The organism is Burkholderia ubonensis subsp. mesacidophila (genome assembly GCF_002097715.1).
Classification (GTDB): domain Bacteria; phylum Pseudomonadota; class Gammaproteobacteria; order Burkholderiales; family Burkholderiaceae; genus Burkholderia; species Burkholderia mesacidophila.
Window position 1 is genome coordinate 1,208,975 of sequence record NZ_CP020737.1, and the last position, 24,985, is coordinate 1,233,959.

At 67.2% G+C, this 24,985-nt stretch carries 22 protein-coding genes and 4 tRNA genes; 17 read left to right on the forward strand and 9 right to left on the reverse strand.

Going from position 1 to position 24,985, the window contains the following annotated elements; genetic code table 11:
* The first annotated feature begins 5 nt into the window (after window positions 1-5).
* The 5 genes from era (at window position 6) to nagZ (ending at window position 4,079) form a co-directional block, all read left to right on the forward strand.
* Window positions 6-905, forward strand: a complete 900-nt coding sequence (gene era / locus B7P44_RS05880) for a GTPase Era (protein WP_059757398.1) — start codon at window positions 6-8, stop codon at window positions 903-905.
* Window positions 892-1,731, forward strand: coding sequence for a DNA repair protein RecO (gene recO / locus B7P44_RS05885; protein ID WP_084901712.1), 840 nt, complete (start codon window positions 892-894; stop codon window positions 1,729-1,731). Before era ends, recO begins: the two co-directional genes overlap by 14 nt.
* Entirely contained in the window at window positions 1,728-2,501 is a 774-nt protein-coding gene (gene pdxJ, locus B7P44_RS05890) for a pyridoxine 5'-phosphate synthase (protein ID WP_076481645.1), read from the forward strand. Before recO ends, pdxJ begins: the two co-directional genes overlap by 4 nt.
* A gap of 84 nt (window positions 2,502-2,585) precedes the next feature.
* Window positions 2,586-3,035 (forward strand): holo-ACP synthase, encoded by a 450-nt coding sequence (acpS, locus tag B7P44_RS05895; RefSeq protein WP_084901714.1) that lies wholly within the window; start codon window positions 2,586-2,588, stop codon window positions 3,033-3,035.
* Between the two features lie 15 nt (window positions 3,036-3,050).
* Window positions 3,051-4,079, forward strand: coding sequence for a beta-N-acetylhexosaminidase (gene nagZ, locus B7P44_RS05900; RefSeq protein ID WP_084901717.1), 1,029 nt, complete (start codon window positions 3,051-3,053; stop codon window positions 4,077-4,079).
* Between the two features lie 111 nt (window positions 4,080-4,190).
* Here the strand turns inward: nagZ and B7P44_RS05905 are convergent, their stop codons facing one another.
* The 3 genes from B7P44_RS05905 to earP form a co-directional block, all read right to left on the reverse strand.
* Complete coding sequence (locus tag B7P44_RS05905; RefSeq protein ID WP_084901720.1) at window positions 4,191-5,576, reverse strand: sigma-54-dependent transcriptional regulator; 1,386 nt, start codon at window positions 5,574-5,576, stop codon at window positions 4,191-4,193.
* Between the two features lie 270 nt (window positions 5,577-5,846).
* Window positions 5,847-6,404, reverse strand: coding sequence for an elongation factor P (gene efp, locus B7P44_RS05910; protein ID WP_084901722.1), 558 nt, complete (start codon window positions 6,402-6,404; stop codon window positions 5,847-5,849).
* 130 nt (window positions 6,405-6,534) lie between these two features.
* A complete protein-coding gene (gene earP / locus B7P44_RS05915; RefSeq protein ID WP_084901725.1) occupies window positions 6,535-7,728 on the reverse strand; it encodes an elongation factor P maturation arginine rhamnosyltransferase EarP in 1,194 nt (397 codons plus the stop codon).
* A 78-nt stretch (window positions 7,729-7,806) separates the two neighbouring features.
* Here earP and uvrC point away from each other — a divergent pair, with 78 nt between their 5' ends.
* From uvrC to B7P44_RS05950, 7 genes are all read left to right on the forward strand, one after another.
* Window positions 7,807-9,819 carry an excinuclease ABC subunit UvrC gene (uvrC, locus tag B7P44_RS05920; RefSeq protein WP_084901727.1) on the forward strand — a complete coding sequence of 671 codons (2,013 nt, stop codon included), beginning with the start codon at window positions 7,807-7,809 and terminating at the stop codon, window positions 9,817-9,819.
* Between the two features lie 81 nt (window positions 9,820-9,900).
* On the forward strand, window positions 9,901-10,488 hold the full coding sequence (pgsA, locus tag B7P44_RS05925; RefSeq protein WP_084901730.1) for a CDP-diacylglycerol--glycerol-3-phosphate 3-phosphatidyltransferase: 588 nt from the start codon (window positions 9,901-9,903) through the stop codon (window positions 10,486-10,488).
* Between the two features lie 135 nt (window positions 10,489-10,623).
* A tRNA-Gly gene (locus tag B7P44_RS05930) sits at window positions 10,624-10,699 on the forward strand.
* Window positions 10,700-10,747: 48 nt separating this feature from the next.
* Window positions 10,748-10,823 (forward strand) — tRNA-Gly (locus tag B7P44_RS05935).
* A gap of 49 nt (window positions 10,824-10,872) precedes the next feature.
* A tRNA-Gly gene (locus B7P44_RS05940) sits at window positions 10,873-10,948 on the forward strand.
* Window positions 10,949-11,046: 98 nt separating this feature from the next.
* Window positions 11,047-11,120 (forward strand) — tRNA-Cys (locus B7P44_RS05945).
* 416 nt (window positions 11,121-11,536) lie between these two features.
* Window positions 11,537-13,480, forward strand: coding sequence for a collagenase (locus tag B7P44_RS05950; protein ID WP_084901731.1), 1,944 nt, complete (start codon window positions 11,537-11,539; stop codon window positions 13,478-13,480).
* A gap of 278 nt (window positions 13,481-13,758) precedes the next feature.
* Here B7P44_RS05950 and B7P44_RS05955 read toward each other — a convergent pair whose 3' ends face one another.
* On the reverse strand, window positions 13,759-14,262 hold the full coding sequence (locus B7P44_RS05955; protein ID WP_084901733.1) for a GAF domain-containing protein: 504 nt from the start codon (window positions 14,260-14,262) through the stop codon (window positions 13,759-13,761).
* Between the two features lie 140 nt (window positions 14,263-14,402).
* Window positions 14,403-15,320 (reverse strand): LysR family transcriptional regulator, encoded by a 918-nt coding sequence (locus B7P44_RS05960; protein ID WP_084901735.1) that lies wholly within the window; start codon window positions 15,318-15,320, stop codon window positions 14,403-14,405.
* Window positions 15,321-15,429: 109 nt separating this feature from the next.
* Here B7P44_RS05960 and B7P44_RS05965 point away from each other — a divergent pair, with 109 nt between their 5' ends.
* Both B7P44_RS05965 and B7P44_RS05970 read left to right on the forward strand, forming a co-directional pair.
* Window positions 15,430-16,302 carry a pirin family protein gene (locus B7P44_RS05965; protein ID WP_084906448.1) on the forward strand — a complete coding sequence of 291 codons (873 nt, stop codon included), beginning with the start codon at window positions 15,430-15,432 and terminating at the stop codon, window positions 16,300-16,302.
* A 125-nt stretch (window positions 16,303-16,427) separates the two neighbouring features.
* Window positions 16,428-16,922 (forward strand): GNAT family N-acetyltransferase, encoded by a 495-nt coding sequence (locus B7P44_RS05970; RefSeq protein WP_084906450.1) that lies wholly within the window; start codon window positions 16,428-16,430, stop codon window positions 16,920-16,922.
* A 19-nt stretch (window positions 16,923-16,941) separates the two neighbouring features.
* Here B7P44_RS05970 and B7P44_RS05975 read toward each other — a convergent pair whose 3' ends face one another.
* The 3 genes from B7P44_RS05975 to B7P44_RS05985 are packed head-to-tail and all read right to left on the reverse strand — an operon-like array spanning window position 16,942 to window position 18,933.
* Window positions 16,942-17,820: a cytochrome c oxidase assembly protein gene (locus tag B7P44_RS05975; RefSeq protein ID WP_084901737.1), complete on the reverse strand. Its 879-nt coding sequence runs from the start codon at window positions 17,818-17,820 to the stop codon at window positions 16,942-16,944.
* 9 nt (window positions 17,821-17,829) lie between these two features.
* Window positions 17,830-18,270 carry a copper chaperone PCu(A)C gene (locus B7P44_RS05980; protein ID WP_059757352.1) on the reverse strand — a complete coding sequence of 147 codons (441 nt, stop codon included), beginning with the start codon at window positions 18,268-18,270 and terminating at the stop codon, window positions 17,830-17,832.
* Window positions 18,271-18,279: 9 nt separating this feature from the next.
* On the reverse strand, window positions 18,280-18,933 hold the full coding sequence (locus tag B7P44_RS05985; RefSeq protein WP_084901740.1) for an SCO family protein: 654 nt from the start codon (window positions 18,931-18,933) through the stop codon (window positions 18,280-18,282).
* A 268-nt stretch (window positions 18,934-19,201) separates the two neighbouring features.
* On the opposite strand from B7P44_RS05985, the gene otsB reads away from it, so the two are divergent.
* Window positions 19,202-19,954 (forward strand): trehalose-phosphatase, encoded by a 753-nt coding sequence (gene otsB, locus B7P44_RS05990; protein ID WP_084901743.1) that lies wholly within the window; start codon window positions 19,202-19,204, stop codon window positions 19,952-19,954.
* The gene (gene otsA / locus B7P44_RS05995) at window positions 19,951-21,339 is read left to right on the forward strand and encodes an alpha,alpha-trehalose-phosphate synthase (UDP-forming) (RefSeq protein ID WP_084901745.1); all 1,389 of its coding nucleotides are present in this window, start codon (window positions 19,951-19,953) and stop codon (window positions 21,337-21,339) included. The genes otsB and otsA overlap by 4 nt, the downstream gene beginning before the upstream one ends.
* Before the next feature lie 86 nt (window positions 21,340-21,425).
* On the opposite strand, the gene B7P44_RS06000 is transcribed toward otsA, so the two are convergent.
* Window positions 21,426-23,258, reverse strand: a complete 1,833-nt coding sequence (locus B7P44_RS06000; RefSeq protein ID WP_084901748.1) for an ABC transporter ATP-binding protein — start codon at window positions 23,256-23,258, stop codon at window positions 21,426-21,428.
* A 575-nt stretch (window positions 23,259-23,833) separates the two neighbouring features.
* Here B7P44_RS06000 and B7P44_RS06005 point away from each other — a divergent pair.
* On the forward strand, window positions 23,834-24,898 hold the full coding sequence (locus B7P44_RS06005) for a glycosyltransferase family 4 protein (protein ID WP_084901750.1): 1,065 nt from the start codon (window positions 23,834-23,836) through the stop codon (window positions 24,896-24,898).
* Window positions 24,899-24,985 lie beyond the last annotated feature (87 nt).

The following is a 24,985-nucleotide window of genomic DNA, read 5'->3' on the forward strand; positions in this document are numbered from 1 at the left end:
TCGATATGAACGCTACCGCTCCCACTGGTTTCCGCTGCGGCATGATCGCGATCGTGGGCCGTCCGAACGTCGGCAAGTCGACGCTGATGAACGCGCTCGTCGGCCAGAAGATCAGCATCACGTCCCGCAAGGCGCAGACGACCCGCCACCGCATCACCGGCATCAACACGACCGAAGACGCGCAATTCATCTTCGTCGATACGCCGGGCTTCCAGACCCGCCACAGCACCGCGCTGAACCGCTCGCTGAACCGCGCGGTCACGTCGACGCTGACGTCGGTCGACGCGATCCTGTTCGTGATCGAAGCGGGCCGCTTCGGGCCGGACGACCAGAAGGTGCTCGACCTGATCCCGCCCGGCGTCCCGACGCTCCTGATCGCGAACAAGCTCGACCGCGTGAACGACAAGACGACGCTGTACCCGTTCATGCAGCAGGTGAGCGCGCTGCGCGAGTTCACGGAAATCGTGCCGCTGTCGGCGAAGCACGTCGAAGACATCCAGCGCCTGATGCAGACGGTCAAGCCGTACCTGCCGGAAGGCGAGCCGATCTACGGCGAGGACGACCTGACGGACCGCAGCTCGCGCTTTCTCGCCGCCGAGATCCTGCGCGAGAAGGTGTTCCGCTGGACCGGCGACGAGCTGCCTTACACGAGCACGGTCATCATCGACAAGTTCGAGGAGGAAGGGCGGCTGAAGCGCGTCTTCGCGACGATCCTCGTCGAGCGCGATACGCACAAGGCGATGGTGATCGGCAAGAAGGGCGCGAAGCTCAAGCAGATCAGCACCGAGGCGCGGATGGACATGGAAAAGCTGTTCGACGGCCCCGTCTATCTCGAGACCTTCGTCAAGGTGAAGAGCGGCTGGGCCGACAACGAAGCGGGGCTTCGTGCCTATGGGTACGAATGACGCACTGACGTCGACCGAAGACGCGGTAGCGCCCGGCGCGGACGACGCGCCGCCGCCTGCCGCGCCCCCCGCACCGCCGCGCAAGGCACGGCGCGCGACCTCGCGCACGTCCGATTTCCGTGTCGCCGAGCAGCCGGCGTTCGTGCTGCACAGCTATCCCTATCGTGAAACGAGCCTGATCATCGACGTGCTGACGCGCGATCACGGCCGGCTCGCGCTCGTCGCGAAAGGCGCGAAGCGCCCGCATTCCGCGCTGCGCGGCGTGCTGCAGACGTTCCAGCCGCTGCTGCTGTCGTGGTCCGGCAAGTCCGAGATGCGCACGCTGACGGGCGCGGAGTGGGTCGGCGGGATGCTGCCGCTCGCCGGCGACGCGCTGCTGTGCGGCTTCTACGCGAACGAATTGCTCGTCAAGTTCTGTGCGCGCGAGGATCCGCAGCCGCCGCTCTTCAATCATTACGTCGTGACGCTCACGCGCCTCGCGCATGGCGAGCCCGCGGTGCAGGTGCTGCGCTCGTTCGAGCGCGTGCTGCTGCGCGAAACGGGCTATGCGATGGCGCTGAACCGCACGGTCGCGCGTCGCGCGGTCGAGGCCGACCGCCTGTACGTGTTCGATCCCGAGCGCGGCGTGCGCGGCGCGGACGACGACGTGCCGTCGCACTGGCCGGTGGTTTCCGGACAGACGTTGCTCGACATGGAGCAGGACGATTACCATCGAGTCCAGACCGTCGCGCAAAGCAAGACGCTGATGCGCTTCCTGCTGAACACCTATCTCGGCGGCACGCCGCTCGCGACGCGCCAGATCCTGATCGACCTGCAAAATCTATGAGCTTCTTCCTGACTTCGCCCACCGCCATCGATCTCGGCGTCAACATCGACCACGTCGCGACGCTGCGCAATGCGCGCGGCACGACCTATCCCGATCCGATCCGCGCGGCGCTCGCCGCCGAAGAGGCAGGCGCCGACGCGATCACGCTGCATCTGCGCGAGGACCGCCGGCACATCGTCGACGCGGACGTGCGCAAGCTGCGCCCGCTCCTGAAGACGCGCATGAACCTCGAGTGCGCGGTGACGGCCGAGATGCTCGACATCGCGTGCGAGGTCAAGCCGCACGACGCGTGCCTCGTGCCGGAAAAGCGCGAGGAGCTGACGACCGAAGGCGGTCTCGACGTCGCGGGCCGCTTCGAGGCCGTGCGCGCCGCATGCAAGCAGCTTGCCGACGCCGGCGTGCGCGTGTCGCTGTTCATCGATCCGGACGAGACGCAGATCCGCGCCGCGCACGAAGCGGGCGCGCCGGTGATCGAACTGCACACGGGCCGCTATGCCGACGCGCACGACGCGGCCGAGCAGCAGCGCGAATACGAGCGGATCGTCGCGGGCGTGCAGGCGGGCGCGCAGCTCGGCCTGAAGGTCAACGCGGGGCACGGCCTGCATTACACGAACGTGCAGCAGATCGCCGCGATCGACGGCATCGTCGAGCTGAACATCGGCCACGCGATCGTCGCGCATGCGATCTTCGCGGGCTGGGACAACGCGGTGCGCGAGATGAAGGCGATCATGGTCGCGGCGCGCGTCGCGGCGCTGCACGGCGCACGCTGACGATGAACTGCCCCCACGCTCGCTTCGTTCGCTGCCCCCCGAGGGGGCCGTCAGCACCCTTGGGGCGGCCCGGCGGGTACTGACATGGCGATCTACGGCATCGGCACCGACATCGTCCAGGTGAGCCGGATCGCGGCGGTGCTCGAGCGCACCGGCGGCCGGTTCGCCGAGAAAGTGCTCGGGCCTGACGAGCTGCGCGTGTTCCACGCGCGCCGCGCACGCTCCGAGGCGCGCGGCATCGCGTTTCTCGCGACGCGCTTTTCCGCGAAGGAAGCGTTCTCGAAGGCGATCGGGCTCGGGATGCACTGGCCGATGACGTGGCGCGCGCTGCAGACCCTCAATCAACCGAGCGGCGAGCCGTATGTCGTCGCGTCCGGCGAGCTGGCCGACTGGCTTGCGGCGCGCGGCATCACCGCCCGCGTGACGGTCAGCGACGAGCGCGACTACGCGGTGTCGTTCGTGATCGCCGAGACCGGCATGCGGGCAGCCGACTTGCCCGCGGCGACCCCGCCGGTTCCACGATCTTCTTCCTGACGGATTCCCGATTCGATGAAAACGACTCCCGGCCCGGTCATGCTCGACGTCGTCGGCACGGCCCTGACGCGCGACGATGCGCGCCGTCTCGCGCATCCGAACACCGGCGGCGTGATCCTGTTCGCGCGGCACTTCCAGAATCGTGCGCAGCTGACCGCGCTGACCGATGCAATTCGCGCGATCCGCGAGGACGTGCTGATTGCCGTCGATCACGAGGGCGGCCGCGTGCAGCGCTTTCGCACCGACGGCTTCACGGTGCTGCCCGCAATGCGCCGCCTCGGCGAGCTGTGGGACCAGGACGTGCTGCGGGCGACGAAGGTCGCGACCGCGGTCGGCTACATCCTCGCCGCGGAGCTGCGCGCGTGCGGAATCGACATGAGCTTCACGCCCGTGCTCGACCTCGACTACGGCCACTCGAAGGTGATCGGCGATCGCGCGTTCCATCGCGACCCGCGCGTCGTGACGATGCTCGCGAAGAGCGTGAACCACGGGCTCTCGCTCGCGGGGATGGCGAACTGCGGCAAGCATTTCCCCGGGCACGGTTTTGCGGAAGCCGATTCGCACGTCGCGCTGCCCACCGACGACCGGCCGCTCGACACGATCCTCAAGCAGGACGTCGCGCCTTACGACTGGCTCGGCCTGTCGCTGGCGGCGGTGATTCCGGCGCACGTGATCTATACGCAGGTCGACGCGCGGCCGGCCGGCTTCTCGCGGGTCTGGCTGCAGGACATCCTGCGCGGCCGGCTCGGCTTCACCGGCGCGATCTTCAGCGACGACCTGTCGATGGAGGCCGCGCGCGAGGGCGGCACGCTGACGCAGGCGGCCGAAGCCGCGCTCGCGGCCGGGTGCGACATGGTGCTCGTCTGCAACCAGCCGGAGGCGGCCGAAACCGTGCTGAACGGCTTGAAGGCGCAGCCGTCGGCGGACTCGGTGCGACGCCTCAAGCGGATGCGCGCGCGCGGCAAGCCGGCCAGGTGGGACAAGCTGATCGCGCAGCCCGAGTATCTGGGTGCGCAGGCGCTGCTGCGCGACGCGTTCGCGTAAGCGCGAGAAACGAAAAAGCCGCGCAACGCGCGCGGCTTCAGGATGCCGGTCAGGCTGACCGGAGCAGCCCGATCGGCAGACGCCGATTCGGGCTGTTTCATGTGCGGCGGCTCAGTTCACCTTCATCCGCTGCAGCTTGTTGTACAGCGTCTTCGGGCTGATACCGAGCAGCGTCGCCGCGCGATGGCGCGTGCCGCCGACCGCATCGAGCGTCGCGCGGATCAGCAGGTCCTCGACGTCCGACAGCGGCGTGCCGACCTTGATCTGCACGCTGCTGCCGTTCAGCGCGGCGCCCGCCGAGAAGCTCGCTTCGCCGGCGCGCAGCGTGTCGATGAAGTCGCCGGACGCGTCGTACGCGAAGCGCACGCGCTCCTGCAGCTCGCGCACGTTGCCCGGCCACTCGTAGGACAGGCATTCGCGCACGAAACCCGGTGCGGCGCGCTTGTCGGTCGTGCTGCGGCCGGTCGCGCGCGCTTCGCGGTTCAGTTCGTCGATCAGCGCATCGGCGATCGACAGCGCATCGCCGTCGCGTTCGCGCAGCGGCGGCATCGTGATCGACGCCGCGTCGAGGCGCAGCCACAGATCTTCACGCAGCGTGCCGCTCGCGACCGCTTCGCGCGCCGGGCGGCGCGTGGCGGCGATCAGCCGGAAGTCGCTCGCGACCGGGCTCGTGCCGCCGATGCGCATGAAGTTCTGCGAGTCGAGCGCCTGCAGCAGCGCTTCCTGCAGCACGAGCGGCAGCGCGGTGATCTCGTCGAGGAACAGCGTGCCGCCGCTCGCCTGCTCGAACAGGCCGGACTCGCGCCGCTCGGCGCCGTCGTATGCGCCGCGCTCGTGGCCGAACAGCACGCTGTCGAGCGCCGCGCCGTGGTGCTCGACCTGCGCGAGCGTGCGGCAGTCGAACGCGACGAACGGCCCCTTGCGGCGGCGGCTCAGGTCATGCAGCGTGCGCGCGGCCAGCTTCTTGCCGGTGCCGGCCTCGCCCGAGAACAGCACGGCCGTTTCGGTGCGCGCGTTGTGCTCGATCATGTCGCACACGTGCTGCATGGCTTCGCTGCGGCCGACCAGCGCGCCGAAGCGGCCGAGGTGCCGCAGCGACGCGCGCAGCGACTGCACTTCGTCGATCAGTTCGTAGGGCCGGGGAATGCGCGCGAGCAGGCTGCGCAGGCGCGGAATGTTGATCGGCTTGAGGAGGTAGTCCCAGATTCCGTGGCGCAGGCCTTCGATCGCGCTTTCGACCGTCGCGTTGCCGGTCAGCACGATGACCGGCAGCGAGCCGTTCGGCTGCTGCTGCGGCAGGTGCTGAAGCAGGTCGAACCCGCTGCCGTCCGGCAGGTTCAGGTCGACGAGGACGACATCGGGGATCGAGCGGCCGAGCGCGGTGCGCGCTTCGGCGAGCGACGTGGCCGTGTCGACCGAGAAGCCGTCCGCAGCGAGGAGCGCGGTGAGGCCGGACAGACTGTTGGGATCGTCTTCGACAATCAGGGCGTGTGGCATGGTGGACGCGTGTCGTGTCAAGAGAGGCGGGCCATCGGCCAAAAATCCGCAGCCGCATTTCGAGATTAAAAACTGATTTTATGCCCCGGCGAACGCGTAACGAAGATTATTTCTCCATCGCTATAAAACAGTTACCGATGATACAAATTGAATATCTTTATGCGTCGCTTTTGTGGTGCATTCCGGTGTCGGGCAGGGGCGTGCCGTTGGCGCCGACAAAACAAAAGCGCCCCGAAGGGCGCTTTGTTCGATGCGGATACCGCCCGGCGATTACGCGCGGCTGCGGTATTCGTGCGTACGCGTGTCGATTTCGATCTTGTCGCCGGTGTTGCAGAACAGCGGAACCTGCAGTTCGAAACCGGTTGCGAGCTTCGCGTTCTTCAGCACCTTGCCCGACGACGTGTCGCCCTTGACGGCCGGCTCGGTGTAGGTGATTTCGCGCACGAGGATCGTCGGCAGTTCGACCGAGATCGCCTTCTCGTTGTAGAACACGACTTCGCAAGCCATGCCGTCTTCGAGGTAGTGGAGCGCGTCGCCCATCATTTCCGCTTCGACTTCGAACTGGTTGTAGTCGGCGTCCATGAACACGTACATCGGGTCGGCGAAGTACGAGTACGTCACTTCCTTGCGGTCGAGCACGACGACGTCGAACTTGTCGTCGGCCTTGTAGACCGACTCCTGGCCTGCGTTGGTCAGCAGGTTCTTCATCTTCATCTTGACGACGGCGGCGTTACGGCCCGACTTGTTGTATTCCGTTTTCGCGATGACCCAAGCGTCGCTGCCGATCTGCACGACGTTGCCTACGCGGAGTTCCTGTGCGGTTTTCATAAAAAAACTGTCCTGATCAAATCAAATAAATAGGTGCCTGAGCGTTGCGCAACGGCTGACGGCGCAAGCAGGTGCGTTCCGGGCGGGCGCCAAAAGCAAGCGCTTGCGTGGTCAGCCGTCGGATAACCGCTTATTTTAACTGAGATTTTGCATATTCGGCCAGCTTTCCGGCGAGATCGCCGACGGCCGCCAGCGCGTCGGCCCAGTGGTCCGCATTCGCCTGCAGCGCCGCGCGATGCTGCCAGAAATCGGCCCAGTCGGGCGTGCCCGCGCCGTTCCAGGCGTGCCAGAAGCGGGCGAGCGCGTCGCGCGGCGCGTCGGCGAGGCCGGCGCCGACATGCGCGAGCGCGGCGTCGAGCTTCGGCAGGTGCGCGTCGTCGGCCTGCGGATAGATGTGCCACACGAACGGCTTGCGCGCCCATTGCGCGCGGACGAACGAATCCTCGCCGCGCACGAGGTTCAGGTCGCCGACCCACAGCAGCGGATCGTAGTCCGACTGCGGGACGAATGCGAGCCCGTACGCGGCGAGATTGCCGCGGCTCGCCCGAGCGCCGGCGCCGAACGACTCGACCCCGAAAAAACGCGCGACGGCGGGCGATACGCGCCCCTCCGGCACGAGCGCGACGACCGGCGACGGGCTGTCGCGCCACTGCGCGAGGAGCGCGTCGACGGCCGGGTTCTCGTACGCGAACAGGCTGATGACCGTCGTGCCCGGCGCGGGCGGCGCGTCGCCCGTCGCGCGCCGCCACCAGGCGGCACGCGCGTGCGTGTCGGCGTCGAAGGCCGCGCGGCGCGCGTCGAGGTCGCGTTCCTTCAGCACGCCGCCGGTGCCGGCCGACAGGCCGGGGAAGAAGAACGTCTTGACGAGCGGGTAGCGCGGATGCGGCGACGGCCGCAGATGGAAGTCGGCGACCCAGTCCTCGGCGCTCAGGTATTCGAGGTTGATCCACACGGGCCGGCGCTCGCGGCGCGCCATCGCCGCGAGATACGGGGCCGGCAACTCGCACGCGAACGCCTCGATCACGACGTCGGCGATCTCGATCGCGTCGCCGACCTCGGCGTGCCAGTGTTCTATCACGACCCCGTCGGCGGTCTGCCGCAGCGCGTCGGGCTCGACGCCGGGCAAGAGGCGCGCGAACGTGCGCAGGTCGTCGACGATGAGCCGCACCTGCCAGCCGTGCTCGTGCGCGAGCTGGCGCGCGAGGCGCCAGCACACGCCGATGTCGCCGAAGTTGTCGACGACGGTGCAGAAGATGTCGCAGGCGACGGTTTCGTCCGGCGCGCGCGGCGTCGGGTCGTGGGGGCGGGGGGCGGTGCGTGGCATCGAAGCGGGCAGGTGGAATGCTCTAAACTGGCGATTCTAATAGACCCGTTCGCGCGCCTCGCGGCGCCCGGATCACGCATGACATCCCCAGAAGCCCCCGAAGCCCCGTTCGAACCGAAGAAGATCCTCGCGCAGCTGCCGCACCTGCCCGGCGTCTACCGCTATTACGACGCGGCCGGCGCGGTGCTCTACGTCGGCAAGGCGCGCGACCTGAAGAAGCGCGTGTCGAGCTATTTCACGAAGACGCAGCTGTCGCCGCGCATCGCGATGATGGTCACGCGCATCGCGCGCGTCGAGACGACCGTCACGCGCTCGGAGGCCGAAGCGCTGCTGCTAGAGAACAACCTGATCAAGGCGCTTGCGCCGCGCTACAACATCCTGTTTCGCGACGACAAGTCGTATCCGTACCTGAAGCTGACCGCGCACCGCTTTCCGCGGATGGCGTATTACCGCGGCGCGGTCGACAAGCAGAACCAGTATTTCGGGCCGTTCCCGAGCGCGTGGGCCGTGCGCGAGAGCATCCAGATCCTGCAGCGCGTGTTCCAGCTGCGCACCTGCGAGGATTCGGTGTTCAACAACCGCACGCGGCCGTGCCTGCTGCACCAGATCGGGCGCTGCACCGCGCCGTGCGTCGGCGCGATCTCCGATGAGGACTATGCGCGCGACGTGTCGAACGCCGCGCGCTTCCTGCTCGGCCGGCAGTCCGAAGTGATGAAGGAGCTCGAACAGAAGATGCACGGGTTCGCGGCGGAGCTGAAGTTCGAGCAGGCGGCGGCCGTGCGCAACCAGATGAGCTCGCTTGCGACCGTGCTGCATCAGCAGGCGATCGAGGTCGGCAGCGATAGCGACGTCGACATCCTCGCGGTGGTCGCGCAGGGCGGGCGCGTGTGCGTGAACCTCGCGATGGTGCGCGGCGGCCGGCATCTCGGCGACAAGGCGTATTTCCCGACGCACGTCGAGAGCGCGCTGACGCTTGCGGAAGGCGGGCTCGAGGTCGAGGCCGAGCCGGCGGTCGAGGCGTTGCCCGACCAGCCGGAGGAAGACGCAGCCGGCGCGCGCCATGCGCAGGCGTCGGTCGAGGCCGAGGTGCTCGACGCGTTCATCGCGCAGCATTACCTCGGCAACCGCGTGCCGCCGGTGCTCGTCGTGAGCCATGCGCCCGCGAGCCGCGACCTGCTCGACCTGCTGTCCGAGCAGGCCGGCCACAAGGTGGCCCTGGTGCGGCAGCCGCAGGGCCAGCGGCGCGCGTGGCTGTCGATGGCCGAGCAGAACGCGGGCCTCGCGCTCGCACGGCTGCTGTCCGAGCAGGGCTCGCAGCAGGCGCGCACGCGCGCGCTTGCCGACACGCTCAGCTTCGAGAACGACGACCTCGCGCATCTGCGGATCGAGTGCTTCGACATCAGCCACACGATGGGCGAGGCGACGCAGGCATCGTGCGTCGTCTATCACCACCACAAGATGCAGTCCGGCGAATACCGCCGCTACAACATCACCGGCATCACGCCCGGCGACGATTACGCGGCGATGCGGCAGGTGCTGACGCGCCGCTACGAGAAGATGGTCGAGCAGGCGGCGCAGGCGGCGGCGGTCGACGACGCGGCCGGCATCGACGGCGAGACGACGCGCCAGGCCGAGGCCGCGAGCCTGTTGCCGAACATCGTGCTGATCGACGGCGGCAAGGGGCAGGTCGAGATCGCGCGGCAGGTGTTCACCGAGCTGGGCCTCGACACGTCGATGCTGGTCGGCGTCGCGAAGGGCGAGGGGCGCAAGGTCGGGCTCGAGACGCTCGTGTTCGCCGACGGCCGCGCGCCGCTCGAGCTCGGCAAGGAGAGCGCCGCGCTGATGCTCGTCGCGCAGATCCGCGACGAGGCGCACCGGTTTGCGATCACCGGAATGCGCGCGAAGCGGGCGAAGGCCCGCCAGACGTCGCGGCTCGAGGAGCTCGAAGGGGTCGGCGCGAAACGCCGGCAGCGGCTGCTCGCCCGCTTCGGCGGGCTGCGCGGCGTCGTCGCGGCGAGCGTGGACGAACTCGCGAGCGTCGAGGGCATCTCGCGCGCGCTCGCCGAGCAGATCTACAGGCAACTGCACTGACCGGCGTCGCGGCCGCCCGCCTCGCTTGTGGCAGGGCGGTCGACGCGGCACAATTGCGAATCCTTTACTGTCCCGGATGCCATGCCGTTCAATTTCCCGATTTTCCTGACGTGGGTGCGGATCGTGCTGATTCCGCTCGTCGTCGGCGTGTTCTATCTGCCGGACACGGTGATGGGCGGCGCGCACCGCAACCTCGCGGCGGCGCTGATCTTCATCCTCGCCGCGCTGACGGACTGGTTCGACGGTTACCTGGCCCGCAAATGGAATCAGACGTCGTCGTTCGGCGCGTTCCTCGACCCGGTCGCGGACAAGCTGATGGTGACGGCCGCGCTGCTGATCCTCGTGCAGATTTCACGCGTCGACGCGGCGATCGCGCTCGTGATCGTCGGCCGCGAAATCGCGATCTCGGCGCTGCGCGAATGGATGGCGCAGATCGGCGCATCGAAGAGCGTCGCGGTGAACCAGCTCGGCAAGTTCAAGACCGCATGCCAGATGGTCGCGATTCCGATGCTGCTGTACTACGGGCCGCTGCCGCTCGGTTTCGCGACGCTCGACACGCGCGTATGGGGCGAGTGGTTGATGTATCTCGCGGCAGTGCTGACGATCTGGTCGATGCTGTACTACATGAAGCTCGCGTGGCCGCAGATTCGCGAGCGCAGCCGCGTGTGACGCGGCTTGCGATGCCGGGGCGGAGAATTTTTTGGAAAAAGGGCGCGAAAAACCCTTGACACCCGAATGCGCCTTCGACATAATCTCGCTTCTCCGCTGCACGACGAAGTGAGTGTGGCGAAGCAGAAGCAGCATGCGGGAGTAGCTCAGTTGGTAGAGCGCAACCTTGCCAAGGTTGAGGTCGCGAGTTCGAGACTCGTCTCCCGCTCCAGGTTTCTGGCGGCGCGTTGTACGGCAAGCGCTGCAATTGCAGGGCAACGCGGGAGTAGCTCAGTTGGTAGAGCGCAACCTTGCCAAGGTTGAGGTCGCGAGTTCGAGACTCGTCTCCCGCTCCAGGTTTTTTGGCGGCGTGTTGTACGGCAAGCGCTGCAATTGCAGGGCAACGCGGGAGTAGCTCAGTTGGTAGAGCGCAACCTTGCCAAGGTTGAGGTCGCGAGTTCGAGACTCGTCTCCCGCTCCAGACACTGGGGAAGCAACGCTTCCCTTTTTGTTTGATGAACCGACGGTCATCAAATAAATCTGTTGCTTGCCGGCATGGCGAGTGAACAGTCCGCTTACGGCGCGATAGCAAAGCGGTTATGCAGCGGCCTGCAAAGCCGTTTAGGCCGGTTCGACTCCGGCTCGCGCCTCCAGAAAAAGCCCCGCTCAGGCGGGGCTTTTCTTTTTTCTGCGCCGTTTCTCCCTAAGCCACTCCCTGACGTTCCTGTCGACGCGTATGTCGCTCGCGTCGCGCAACGGGAAACGATCTCGACGACGCTGGACGCCATTCGCGAGTATCTGCGTCGCGCATCGGTGCCCGAATGACGTTGGAGCGAACGACCGCCGCCCCAAAAAGCAGGACAACCAGAGGTCAATTCCACCCAGGACTGATCGATCTGGTCTCGCGCCAATGAACTGACAAAAATGCTGCTATTTGTTGAAAGGCGAGATGCATTATATGTGTATATTGAAATTATTGCGCTTATATATACTTTGACATGAAATTACCCTGAATTTATCGAGATAATGTTATTATATTTTCTCGATAAAAATAACCGAGGGTAAGAAAATGCTAATAAGTGAGGTGTCTCGAAAAACCCGTCGCTGGTCGGCCGCCGTGGCGTTGTCGGTATTCGCGGGGCTGGTCGGCACTGCGTCGGCCAACACGCAGCCGACGCAGCAAAAGCAGGCGCGCATGCCGCGCATGCCGCGCATGCCGCAGAACCTGCCGGTGTCACCTGAACAGGCCGAGTACAACCTGCCGCTCAGCGAGCAGGATCGCGCGGTGCTGACCAAGCCTTCGCAGCAGAAGCAGTCGCTCAAGCGCAGCAAACGCAGCGCATCGGGTGTCGATTGCCGCGACATGTCGGCGATGACTCAGTATCGCGGCGCGGCACTCGCCGACTACATCGCGAATCTTCCCGATTACGAATGCCATTACGGCCTGTTTTCAGTCGATAAAGCGTTGGCCGCGCAGATTTTTAATGCCGAAAATGTGCACGCCGTCGCGAGTCGTTTCGTGCAGGAGGTATATCGATATGACGCAAGCAATTTGATTTTGGTCAATTTGCTGATTTATCTGCGTTCCGCATATTATCAGTATGATGTATCGGGCATCGCCAATCCGATTCCGAATCTCGCGGTGCAGCTGCGTCCGTATATCAAGCAAAGCCTCGAGGGTGATGCACTCTATCGCGAGAATTCGCGTGCGCCGAGCACCGCGAACGAGCTGATGAAGCTCATCACGAACATGAGGGACGAGGCGTACTACCTGCCGTCACTGAAGAACCGTGTTGCCTTCTACACGGCGAGCGCGACGAATCCGCAGGCGGCGGCGCCGCTGCTGCAGCGGAGCGCGGCGGGCGGTTTCACCGGCTTGCTGACGGTGTTCTTCTACGCGCATCAGCGCAGCGGCGCGCAGCAGATGCTCGACAGCGACGCGACGCTGCCGGAGACGCTCAATCGCTTCGTCACCGCGAACCGCGCGAGCCTGTCGAACACGAGCGCCGCGTATCAGCTCGCCGACGCGGCGCGTGAGACTTACCGCTTTCTCCGTTATCCGACGCAGAAGCCGCGCGTGAAGAAGATGATCCAGGACATGCTCGCGTCGGCGAGCATGACGGGCGCGGACAGCGATCTGTGGCTCGCAGCGGCGGAAGCGGTCGACTACGGTGACCCCGGCAACTGCGCGGAGTACGGCACGTGCGACTACAAGAAGCGTCTGGCCGACGCGGTGCTGACGCATCGTTACGCGTGCAGCGCGAGCGTGCGCATTCTCGCGCAGGACATGACGGTGCCGCAGTTGCAGTCGGTATGCACGGCGGTCGCTCGACAGGACGATTACTTTCACCGGATGATGAAGACCGGACGCAAGCCGGTCGCGGGCGATCGCAACGACACAATCGAGCTCGTCGTCTTCGACGACTACGCGAACTATCGCAAGTACGCGTCGGTGATCTACGGAATCAGCACCGACAACGGCGGCATGTATCTCGAAGGCGATCCGTCGGCGCCCGGCAATCAGGCGCGCTTCATCGCCCACGAGGCGTCGTGGCTGCGACCGGAGTTCAAGGTGTGGAACCTCGAGCACGAGTTCACGCATTACCTTGACGGCCGCTACGACATGGCGGGCGACTTCACGGCGAGCACCGCGAAGCCGACCGTCTGGTGGATCGAAGGCGTTGCCGAATATCTGTCGAGAAAGAACGACAATCAGGAATCGATCGACGTCGCGCACACGGGCGCATACCGCTTCTCGGACGTGCTCGAGACGCGTTACTCGTCGAGCGACTACGTCGCGCGCGCATACCGGTGGGGCTATATGGCGACGCGCTTCATGTTCGAGCGCCATCGCGCCGATGTCGACACGATCGTTTCTCGCTTCCGCGCGGGCGATTACGACGGCTATGAGAACTATGTCGCGTACATCGGCCGCCGCTACGACAGCGAGTTCGTCGATTGGGCGCGCAATGCAACGACGTCGGGCGAGCCGCCGCTGCCGACGGCGCGATGATCAAGCGCGGTCGCCTGCGTCCAGGTGCGGGATGACGGCGACGCGTACGATGCGGCCCCGGCTGTTGGCGACGATCGTTTTCGGTTCTCGGTAGTCTGCCCATTGACAAGAGCAGCTCGTTGATCTGCAAAGCCGTTCAGGCGAGGTCGACTCCGGCTCGCACGCCACGCAAAGCCCCGATGCTTCGGGGCTTTCTCTTTTTCCTGCTTCGCAACGCGTCATTGACGGTTACGCGCGCGCATTGCCGGGACGCGAACGCGCAGGAATACGCGCGCAACTCAGCCTTGCGCCTTCTCCCATGCGTGCTCGACGAACACGCGGCACAACGCTTCCATCCCTAGCCGGTCTTCGTCATCGAAACGCGCGGCGACCGGGCTGTCGACATCCCATACGCCGATCAGCGTGCCGTCGCTCGCGACGAGCGGCACGACGATCTCGGATTCGGACGCCGCGTCGCATGCGATGTGGCCGGGGAACGCGTGCACGTCGCGCACCACCTGCGTCTCGCGCGTCTGCGCGGCCGTGCCGCACACGCCCTTGCCGAGCGCGATCCGCACGCACGCGGGCTTGCCCTGGAACGGGCCGACCACGAGCTCGGCGCCGTCGAAGAAATAGAAGCCGGCCCAGTTGAGCCGGTCGAGCGCGTGATAGACGAGCGCGGCCAAGTTCGCTGCGTTGGCGATCAGGTCGCGTTCCGACTCGACGAGCGAGCGGGCCTGCTCGACGAGCGTCGCGTATTGATCGGCCTTGGAGGCGTGCGGGTCGTTGGACAGCGTGAACATGGCTGGAATGCGGAAGGGTTGTCGAAAATGCGCGATGCGCGCATGCGGCAGTCTACGGCACATGCCGCCGATGTGCAGCGCGCGTTGACGACGGTTCGCGCGTCATCGCGCACGCGAATGCGCAAGCGCGCGCCGCGGCTTCAGTCGGGCTCGAGCTCGCCAAAGCGCTGCGCCAGGAAATCCAGCAGCGCGCGCACCGCCGGCAGCAAGCCGCGGCGCGATGCGAACACCGCATGCACGATCTCGCGGCGGGGCGCCCAAGCCGGCAGCACGGCGGTCAGCGCGCCCTGCGCGATCTCGTCGCGCACCATCATCGTCGGCAACTGCACGATGCCGACGCCGGCGACCGCGGCCGCGCGCAACGCGAGCATCCCGCCCGTGACGAGTCGCGGCTGGTGATGAATCTCCGCGCGCGCACCGTCGGGCCCCTGCAGCCGCCACACGTGGGCGCCCTGCGGCGCGCCGAGGTCCAGGCTCGGCAGGCGCGCGAGGTCGGCGGGCACTTCCGGCATGCCGCGCTCGCGCAGCAGCGCCGGGCTCGCGACCAGACACTGCCCGCGCTCGGCCAGCACGCGCAACGCGAGATCGCTGTCCTCGAGCGGCGGCGGGCGCACGCGCAACGCGACGTCGATCCCTTCGCCGACCACGTCGACCCGCCGGTTGGTCGCTTCCAGATGAATCTCGACGTGCGGGCACGCGTTCATGAACGCCGCGATCATTCCGCCGACGAGCGAGTCGAGCAGCGCGACAGGGCACGTGACCCGCACGATGCCGCGCGGCTCCTCGTGCAGCAGCGCGATCGCCTCGTCGGCGGCGTCGGCCTCGACGAGCATCGCGCGGCAATGCGCGTAGTAGGTCTGGCCCACTTCGGTCACCGTGAAGCGGCGCGTCGAGCGCTGGATCAGCCGCATGCCGACGCGCGCCTCGAGCAGCGCGATGCGCCGGCTCAGCTTCGATTTCGGCATGTTCAGCGCACGGCCCGCCGGCGCGAAGCCGCCGTGGTCGACCACCTGCACGAAGTAGTAGAGATCGTTCAGATCCCGCTGGTTATCGTTCATCAAATAGAACGCTGAGTGCGATTTTCGCAGTCTACCGGATCGATCGTTCTGATTCTATATTCCTATCCATGATGCGAAACACGGGTTTCGCCGCAATTCGGAGAGGATGATGAAGAAGATCCAGGGTGTGTACAGTGCGCCGCGCGGCCATTGGGTCGGCGACGGGTTTCCGGTGCGCTCGATGTTCAGCTACCAGTCGCATGGCGCGCATCTGAGTCCGTTCCTGCTGCTCGATTACGCCGGCCCGGCGACGTTCGAGCCGGGTTCGTCCTCGGCGCCACGCGGCGTCGGCCAGCATCCGCACCGCGGGTTCGAGACGGTCACGATCGTCTATGACGGCGAGGTCGCACACCGCGACTCGACGGGTGCGGGCGGCGTGATCGGTCCCGGCGATGTGCAGTGGATGACGGCCGCGAGCGGGATCCTGCATGAGGAGTTCCACTCGGAGGCGTTCACGAAGCGCGGCGGGCCGCTCGAAATGGTGCAGCTGTGGGTGAACCTGCCCGCTGCTGACAAGATGGGCGCGCCCGGCTACCAGGAACTGCTGAACGCCGACATCCCGGTGGTCGAGCTGCCGGAAGGCGCGGGTCGTGCGCGGATCATCGCGGGCGAACTCGATGGGCGGCGCGGTCCGGCCCGCACGCACACGCCGATCGACGTGTGGGACGTGCGGCTCGCGGCGGGCGGTCGCGCGCGGTTTCCGGTCGCGGAAGGGCGCACGCTCGCGGTGGTCGTGCTGAGCGGCGCGGTGCTCGTGAACGGCGAAACGGTCGCGCGCGAAGCGCAGTTCGTGCAGTTGAGCCGCGACGGTCGTGACGTCGAGCTCGAAGCGAACGGCGACGCGAAGCTGCTGATCCTGAGCGGCGAACCGATCGACGAGCCGGTCGTCGGCTACGGGCCGTTCGTGATGAACTCGCAAGCGGAGATTCGCGAAGCGATCGACGACTTCAACAGCGGCCGCTTCGGCAGGATGCCGGCGTGACGGACGGGCCCCGCGCGATGCGGGGCCCGTTTTCGTGCGTGCAGGGCGGTCGCGCGATGCTTGCGCTTCAAGGCATAATCGTCGATTGCCGCGCGCCCGCCGGCGCGCCCGAATCAGGACCGCACATGAATGCACCCGTAACCGCCGCAAACCCGTCCGCCACCGACGCGCTCGAATGGCGCTGGAAAGCCTTCGACGCGCTGTCGGCGCGCGAGGTCTATACGATCCTCGACGCACGCAGCGCGGTGTTCGTCGTAGAACAGAATTGCGTGTACCGCGACATCGACGACGCGGACCAGGCGGCGTGGCACCTGGCCGCGTATGACGAAGCGGGCCGGCTGGCCGGCTACCTGCGCGTACTGCTGCCCGATGCGCAGGATCCCGACATCCGGATCGGTCGCGTGCTGACGACCGCCGCGTTCCGCGGCGCGGGCCTCGGCAATACGCTGCTGTCGCGCGCGCTCGAGCACATCCGCGCGCAATGGCCCGATACGGCGGTCAGCCTGCATGCGCAGGCCCACCTGCAGCGCTTCTACGGTGCGTTCGGCTTCGCGCCGAGTTCCGACGTGCACGACGAGGACGGCATCCCGCACGTGTGGATGCGCAGCGCGCGCGCCTGACGCGGCGGCGCGCGCCGCGTCAGGGAGCGGTGTGCACGGGGTGCGCGACCGCCTGGCCGGCCTCGCGCTTCGCCGCGCGTTCGTCCAGCAGCCGTCCGCGCGCGGACAGCCTCAGCCAGTGGCGCAGTGCAATCACCGCGCCGATCACGCTCATCATCGAGCCCGGAATCCACAGCAGCAGGCCGCCGATCTGCTGGTCGCGCAGCGGGCTTAGCCACGTGAAAGCGCGTCCGCAGATCGAGTAGATCGGATACAGCTCCTGCGGCGTGAAGAAGATCATCGCGCCGAGCACGATCTGCGGCGGGATCGCCGCGACGACGATCAGGATCCGGCGCCCCGGCGCGAGCCGCGCGGGCGGCGCCGGGCGCGGATCGACGACGAGCCACCAGAACAGCAGGCCGTCGATCACCATGCTCCAGTTCATCACGCGATAGAGGCGCCAGTCGAGCATCGCGACGAAGTGGATCGGCGACAGCAGCCAGAAATAGATCAGCCCGACGAACAGCACGACCGCGACGACCGGGTTGAACACGACGTCGAGCGTCGCGCGCACCGGCCGCCACGCGAGCGCGGGGCGCACGAAGCGCTGCCGCCAGCGGAACGGAATGCCCGCGCGGATCGCCGCGCCCGGATAGGCGAGCGCGATGAAGAACGGCCCGAGGTGGTGCAGCACGAGGTGCTGCGCGCGATGCAGGAAGAACTCGTGCTCGAAGAAGTAGTCGAGCCGCGTGTGCAGCGCGACGTACAGCGCCGTCAGCCCGAGCCAGAACGAGAATTGCCGCAGCGGCGTGACCTTGGCCTTCTTCACGCCGCGCGCGAACAGCACGCCGGCCGCCAGCACCGCGACGACCACGGTCGGCGACGGTTCCCACGGATCGAGCCAGTACAGGAGATCCATCGCGCGGCGTTACTTCGCCTGGGCCGGCGACTTCACCGCGAACGGCGTGTCGAGCGTCTCGCCGTCGGAGAATTTCAGGCGCATGCGCACCGTGTCGCCGGGCTTGATCGCGTGCTTCGGCTCCTCGAGCATGAAGTGGTAGCCGCCCGGCGCGATGTCGACCTTGCCGCGCGCGGGAATCGTCAGCTTGTCGACCATCTCCATCTTTTGCGTCGAGCCGTTCGAGACGGTCTGGTGCAGCATCGCCATTCCATAGTCGGGGCTGTCGACGTCGACGAGGTCGACCGGCTTGTCGCTCGTGTTGACGAGCGTCACGTAGCCGCCCGCGGGAAGCTTGTTCGGCAGCCAGCGCACCCAGCCGTTCTGCGCGGAGATCGCGCCGGCGGCGTAGGCGTGGGCGCCGACGGACAGTGCGGCGAGGAGGGCGAGCGTCTTGAGTTTCGTTGTCATGAGTCGGGCTCAGGTGGAGGAAGCGGAGTCGAGGATCCGGCGCACATCGGCGGCGATGGCGTCGGGCTTGTCGCGGTCGGTCGCGAGCAGACGCGCGCGGCCGTTCGCGTCGAAGATGTAGACCGCCGAGCTGTGCGTCACTTCGTAGCCGCCCGACGGATCGCGTTGTTCCATCTGGTACGCGACCCGATAGCGTTTCGCGAGCGATTCGATCTGGCGGTCGGTGCCCGTCAGGCCGCGCGCGTGCTCGGCGTCGAAAGCGGCCACATACGACTGCATCGCCTGCGGCGTGTCGCGCGCGGGGTCGACCGACACGAACAGGATGCGCACGTCGCGCGCCTGCGGGCCGAGTTGCGCGAGGACTTCCATCAGCCGCGCCATCGTTTCCGGGCAGACGTCCGGGCAGTGCGTGTAGCCGAAATAGACGAGCGAGACACGGCCGCGGAACGCGGACGCGTCGACCGGCCGGCCGTTGCCGCCCGTCAGCGTGAACGACAGGTCGGGCAGGTGGCCGGTGACGTCGGTCAGGCGCCAGGGCGGTTCGCCGCGCGTGCAGGCGGCGAGCGCCACGGCGGCGGCGAGTGCCGCGGCCGTGCGGGCGACGCGGGAGAGGCGCCGGTGCGGGGCGTAATGGGCAGGCGGGACTGGCGGGGCAGGCGACATCCAGGGGCTCGATCGGACGGAACGGACGCACGGCCGACGCGACGCCAAGCGTCGCGCGGCCGGCGGTTGCGACTGTAGCGCAATTCGCCCGCGATCGTCCCGGCGAAACGCGGGCGACGCGCCGGGGCGGGGCAATATGTCGCAGAGGCCGCATCGTTCGCGCCGCGCGCCGGTTTCGCCCATCCGGACGCCAAGGCGCGGTAAGATGCGCACAATTCCTCTCGTGCAGCGGCGGTCTTGCGGGCCACCGCTCAGACTAATCGACTCGATGCAATCCGTCCCGGCTTCCCTGTCCCTGACCGATACCGCGTTCTTTTTCGACTTCGACGGCACGCTCGTCGAACTGGCGCCGACGCCCGACAGCATTCAGGTGCCGCCATCGCTGCTCGCGCTGCTCGACGCGCTGCGGCGCCGCTCGCACGGCGCGGTCGCGATCCTGTCCGGCCGCGCCATCGACAACATCGACCAGTACCTGAAGATGCCCGACCTGCCGGTCGCCGGCCTGCACGGCGCGGAGCGGCGCGACGCCAACGGCGACACGCAGCGCGTCGGCTTCAACGACGCGCGCCTGCTGCGCATCGAGCGCGAGCTCGCGGACGTCGTCGACCGCTATCCGGGCATGCTGCTCGAAATCAAGGGCGCGGCGGTCGCGCTGCATTACCGCAACGCGCCCGAGCGCGAGGCGATCGCGCGCGAGGCGACCGAGCGGCTCGTCGCCGAATATGCGGACGCCTATGTGCTGCAGCCGGGCAAGATGGTGTTCGAGATCAAGCCGAAGGGCGTCGACAAGGGGCGCGCGCTCGCGGCCTTCCTCAACGAGCCGCCGTTCGCGGGCCGCACGCCGGTATTCGCGGGCGACGACCTGACCGACGAGAAGGGGTTCGCGGTCGTCAATGCGCGCGGCGGCCTGTCGATCAAGGTCGGCGCGGGCGAGACGTCGGCGCGCGTGCGGCTCGACTCGGTCGATGCGCTGCACGCGCAAATCCGCCGCTGGCTCGACGTGGAGCCGCAGCACGCATGAGCCGTCTCATCATCGTTTCAAACCGCGTCGCGCCGATTTCCGAAGGCGAGCCGGCGGCGGGCGGGCTTGCAATCGGCGTGTACGACGCGCTGAAGGAAACCGGCGGCATGTGGTTCGGATGGAGCGGCGAGGTCGTCGCGTCCGGCGCGCCGCAGATCCGCGTCGAGGAGCACGGGCCGGTCACGTTCGCGACGGTCGGCCTGTCGCGCCGCGACTATGACCAGTACTACCGCGGCTTCTCGAACGCGACGCTGTGGCCCGCGTTCCACTACCGCGCGGACCTGATCCAGTACGACCGCCACGAGTTCGAAGGCTACGGCCGCGTGAACGTGTGGCTCGCGCAGCAGCTGGTGCCGCTGCTGCAGGACGACGACGTGATCTGGGTGCACGACTATCACCTGATCCCGTTCGCCCGTGCACTGCGCGCGGCCGGCGTGAAGAACCGCATCGGCTTTTTCCTGCACATTCCGTTTCCGGCGGCGCAGGTGCTCGTCAACGTGCCGCCGCATCGCGAGCTCGTCGAGGCGCTGTGCGCGTTCGACCTGCTCGGTTTCCAGACCGAACCCGACCTGCGCGCGTTCTGCGATTACATCGAATCCGAGGCGGACGGTGCGGTCGAGCGCGATGGGCGTGACGCTCGCGCGGTGACCGTGCGTGCATTCGGCCAGACGCTGCGCGCGGCCGCGTACCCGATCGGTGTGCATCCGGACGAGATCGCGTCGCTCGCGCAGGCGGGCGAGCACGGCAAGGCGGTGCGCACGCTCGCGACGTCGCTGCGCGGCCGCCAGCTGATCATGAGCGTCGACCGGCTCGATTACTCGAAGGGGCTCGTCGAGCGTTTCCGCGCGTTCGAAAAGCTGCTCGAGCACGAACCGTCGCACCGCAACCGCGTGTCGTTCCTGCAGATCGCGCCGTCGACCCGCGCGGAACTGCGCGCGTACCAGGACATCCGCCTGCAGCTCGAAGCGGAGTCGGGCCGCATCAACGGACGCTTTGCGGAGCTCGACTGGGCGCCGATCCTCTATATCCACCGCCAGTACGACCGCCAGCTGCTCGCTGCGCTGTACCGGCTCGCGCGCGTCGGCTACGTGACGCCGCTGCGCGACGGGATGAACCTCGTCGCGAAGGAATACGTGTCCGCGCAGGATCCCGATGATCCCGGCGTGCTGGTGCTGTCGCGTTTCGCGGGCGCCGCGCGCGAGCTGACGGGCGCGCTGATCGTCAATCCGATCGATATCGCGGGGATGGCCGAAGCGCTGTCGCGGGCGCTGTCGATGCCGCTCGCCGAGCGGCGCGCGCGCTATGCGGACATGATCGCGCAACTGCGCGAGAACAACGTGTCGGTGTGGCGCGACAACTTCCTGCGCGACCTGCAGCGCGCTTGAGCCGCCGCCCGCGGCGGCGCCGGAAATGAAAAAAGCCGCAGTGCGCGATGCACTGCGGCTTTGTTTTTGGGCGGATGCGCCGCGCGTCAGGCGACGCGTTCGCCGGGCGCCGGGCCGCCGTCGGGCGCCGCATGATGGCGGCCGTGCTGTTTCGCGAGCAGGTCGCGGTACAGGCCGGGGCGGTTGCGCAGGACTTCCGGGCTGCCGTCGTCGATCACCTTGCCGCTGCTCATCACGATGATCCGGTCGAAATTGCGCAGCGTCGACAGGCGGTGCGCGATCGCGATCACCGTGCGGCCGACCATCAGGCGGTCGAGCGCGCTCTGGATCGCTTCCTCTGACGCGCTGTCGAGCGCGGACGTCGCCTCGTCGAGCAGCAGGATCGGCGCGTTCTTCAGGATCGCGCGCGCGATCGCGATGCGCTGGCGCTGGCCGCCCGACAGCTTGACGCCGCGGTCGCCGACGATCGTGTCGTAGCCTTCGGGCATCGCCTCGATGAACTCCGCGCAGCGCGCGTCGCGCGCGGCGGCGAGCACTTCGTCGCGCGACGCGTCGGGGCGGCCGTACGCGATGTTGTCGTAGATCGACCGGTGCATCAGCGAGATGTCCTGCGGAACGAGCGCGATCGCATGGCGCAGGCTGTCCTGCGTGATCGACTTCACGTCCTGGCCGTCGACCTTCACGACGCCGTCCTGCGTGTCGTAGAAGCGCTGCAGCAGCGCGAGCACGGTCGACTTGCCGGCGCCGGACTTGCCGATCAGGCCGACGCGCTGGCCCGGCTCGATGTGCAGCTCGAAGTGGTCGAGGATCGGGCGGCGGTGCGGATACGCGAAGGTCACGCGCTCGAAGTCGACGCGGCCGCCGGATGCGGCGAGCGGCACCGCATCGGAGCGGTCCGGCATCCCGTGCGGCTCGAGCAGCGTCTTCACGGCTTCGGCGAGGCGCGCGATGTGCTGCGTGACGTCGACGAGCGCAACCGCGAGGTCGCGCGTGCCGTGCAGGATCGTGAAGCCGAGCGAGCTGACCAGCACGATGTCGCCCGACGTCGCCTTGCCCTGGTCCCACAGCCACAGCGCCCAGCCGAGCAGGCCGGCGGACAGCATCGCGGTGATCACCGCGTGCAGCAGCCGCAGCTTTTCAAGATAGAGCAGGCTCTGCTGGCGCGCGTCCATCTCGGCCTTGACCGTCGCGCCGAAGCGCTTCTGCTCGCGCAGCGTCATGCCGAACGCGCGCACGAGGCCCATGTTGCCGATCACGTCGACGAGCTCGCCGTCGACCGCGGCGGCTTTCGCCGCGAAGGTGTGATGGCGCGCGGAGCCGCGTCCGGCGAGCTTGAACAGCACGACGGAGAGCACCGCCGAGCAGCCGAGCAGGCCGGCCGCCATCAGCGGGTTGACGACGATGATCATCAGGATCGCGCCCATCACCGCGATGCACGGCGGCAGCACGTTCCACGCCATCGTGTTCTCCGACGTGTAGACGGCGTTCGACGTCGCGGTGATGCGGCTCGCGAGCGTGCCGGGCTGCTTTTCCGCGTAGTACGTCGGCGAGTGGCCGATCAGGTACTGGAACAGGTCGCGCCGCAGGTCGCCCGTGACCGCGACGAACGTGTGGGCGGCGAACCAGCCGCCGACGCGCCACAGCAGGTTGTCGGCGGCGATCAGGCCGACGAGCAGCGCGAATGCGCTCCACAGCGGGCCCGGGTGGTGGCGGCCGGTCGCGAGGACGTCGATCAGGTGCTTGATCGCGTATTGCGAGCCGAGCGCGCAGCCGACGGCGGCCAGCACGCTGACGAGCACGACGAGGTGCGCGACCGGATGCAGGCGGATGTAACGGAACAGGAACGCGAGTGGCCGGTGCGCGTAGCTCGACAGCTTCGCGTTGTAGGCGTTGCGCTGGGCAGGGGTGAGAGCTTCCAAAATATGCGTGCGGTGAATCGGTGGTTGAACGTCGCGGCCGGACCGGATGCCGACCTGCGGCCGGACGCAACGTAATCCGGCATTGTAAACAAGGCCGTGCCTCGCGCTGCGCGAATCTTGCCGAAGGCGGGGGATACCCCGTTAATTTTGGGATAGAATCCGGCATCCCGCGCCGTGCGGCGGGGACCGTGTTCGCGGTCCCGGTCGTGCGAATGGCGGCGAGGAATGCCAAAAACGGGCCTTCCACTCTAGAACGGACACCAAAGTCCGCGGGTTGCAAAGTGTTGCCGCTTTGTAACAAAGTAAAGAGTTTGAAATGTTGTGCGCCGTATCAGGATTAACCCTAGATAATCGGCTCCGGGTTCGCGCCTTGCTATTTTTACGAACCCCTGTCAACGGGTCTTCGTTTCAAACGTTCTATGCCTGTCGCGTCGCCGACGCTCCTTGAGCAGCGCGGGTCCGACGCCGCCAGCAGGCCGATTCGTCCGATTGTCGGACGAGATGCGTCCAGCCAGGATCGCCGGCAGGCTGCTGACCCAACGCTTGGTTTATTGCCGATTTTTTAGGAGTTACGCATGCGAATCGCCCAAATCGCTCCGTTGCACGAAGCGGTTCCCCCGAAGCTGTATGGTGGTACCGAACGGGTGGTGTCCTACCTGACCGAAGCACTCGTCGAGATGGGGCATGACGTCACGCTCTTCGCGAGCGGCGATTCGCAAACCTCCGCGAAGCTCGAAGCCTGCTGGCCGCAGGCGCTGCGCCTCGACCCGACGATCCGCGACGTGATGGCGCCGCACATGCTGCTCCTCGAGCAGGTGCGCCGCCGCGCGGAAGAATTCGATGTCCTGCACTGCCACATCGACTACTACCCGTTCTCGCTGTTCTCGCGCCAGCCGGTGCCGCATCTGACGACGATGCACGGCCGCCTCGACCTGCCGGAACTCCAGCCGATCTTCAACGCGTTCAGCGACGTGCCGGTCGTGTCGATCTCCGACAACCAGCGCATCCCGCTGCCGCAGGCGAACTGGCTGTCGACCGTCTACCACGGCCTGCCGGAAAACCTGCTGACGCCGATCCCGAACGTGAAGCCGAGCTACCTCGCGTTCCTCGGCCGCATCTCGCCGGAGAAGCGCGTCGACACGGCGATCCGCATCGCCGAGCAGGCCGGCCTGCCGATCAAGATCGCCGCGAAGCTGGACAAGGCCGACCGCGCGTACTACGAAGAAAAGATCAAGCCGCTGTTCTCGCTTCCGCACGTCGAGTACATCGGTGAAATCAGCGAATCCGAAAAGACCGAATTCCTCGGCAATGCGCATGCGCTGCTGTTCCCGATCGACTGGCCGGAGCCGTTCGGCCTGGTGATGATCGAGGCGATGGCATGCGGCACGCCGGTGATCGCGTTCAAGCGCGGCTCGGTGCCGGAAGTCATCGAGAACGGCGTGTCGGGCTTCGTCGTCGAGGACGAGCTGTCGGCCGTCGCGGCGCTCAAGCGCCTGGACACGCTGCCGCGCGAGAAGGTCCGCGCCGCGTTCGAAGCGCGCTTCTCGTCGAAGGTGATGGCGCGGAACTACGTGAAGGGCTACGAAGAGCTGCTGCGCCAGAAGCGCCGCACCGTGCTGCGCGAAGTCAACGCAGGCTGAATCCGGCCGGCCGCCTCGGCGGCCGGCTTCACGGCGACGCCCCGTCCGGGTCTTCCGGCGGGGCGTCGTCGCATTTGCGGCGCCGAT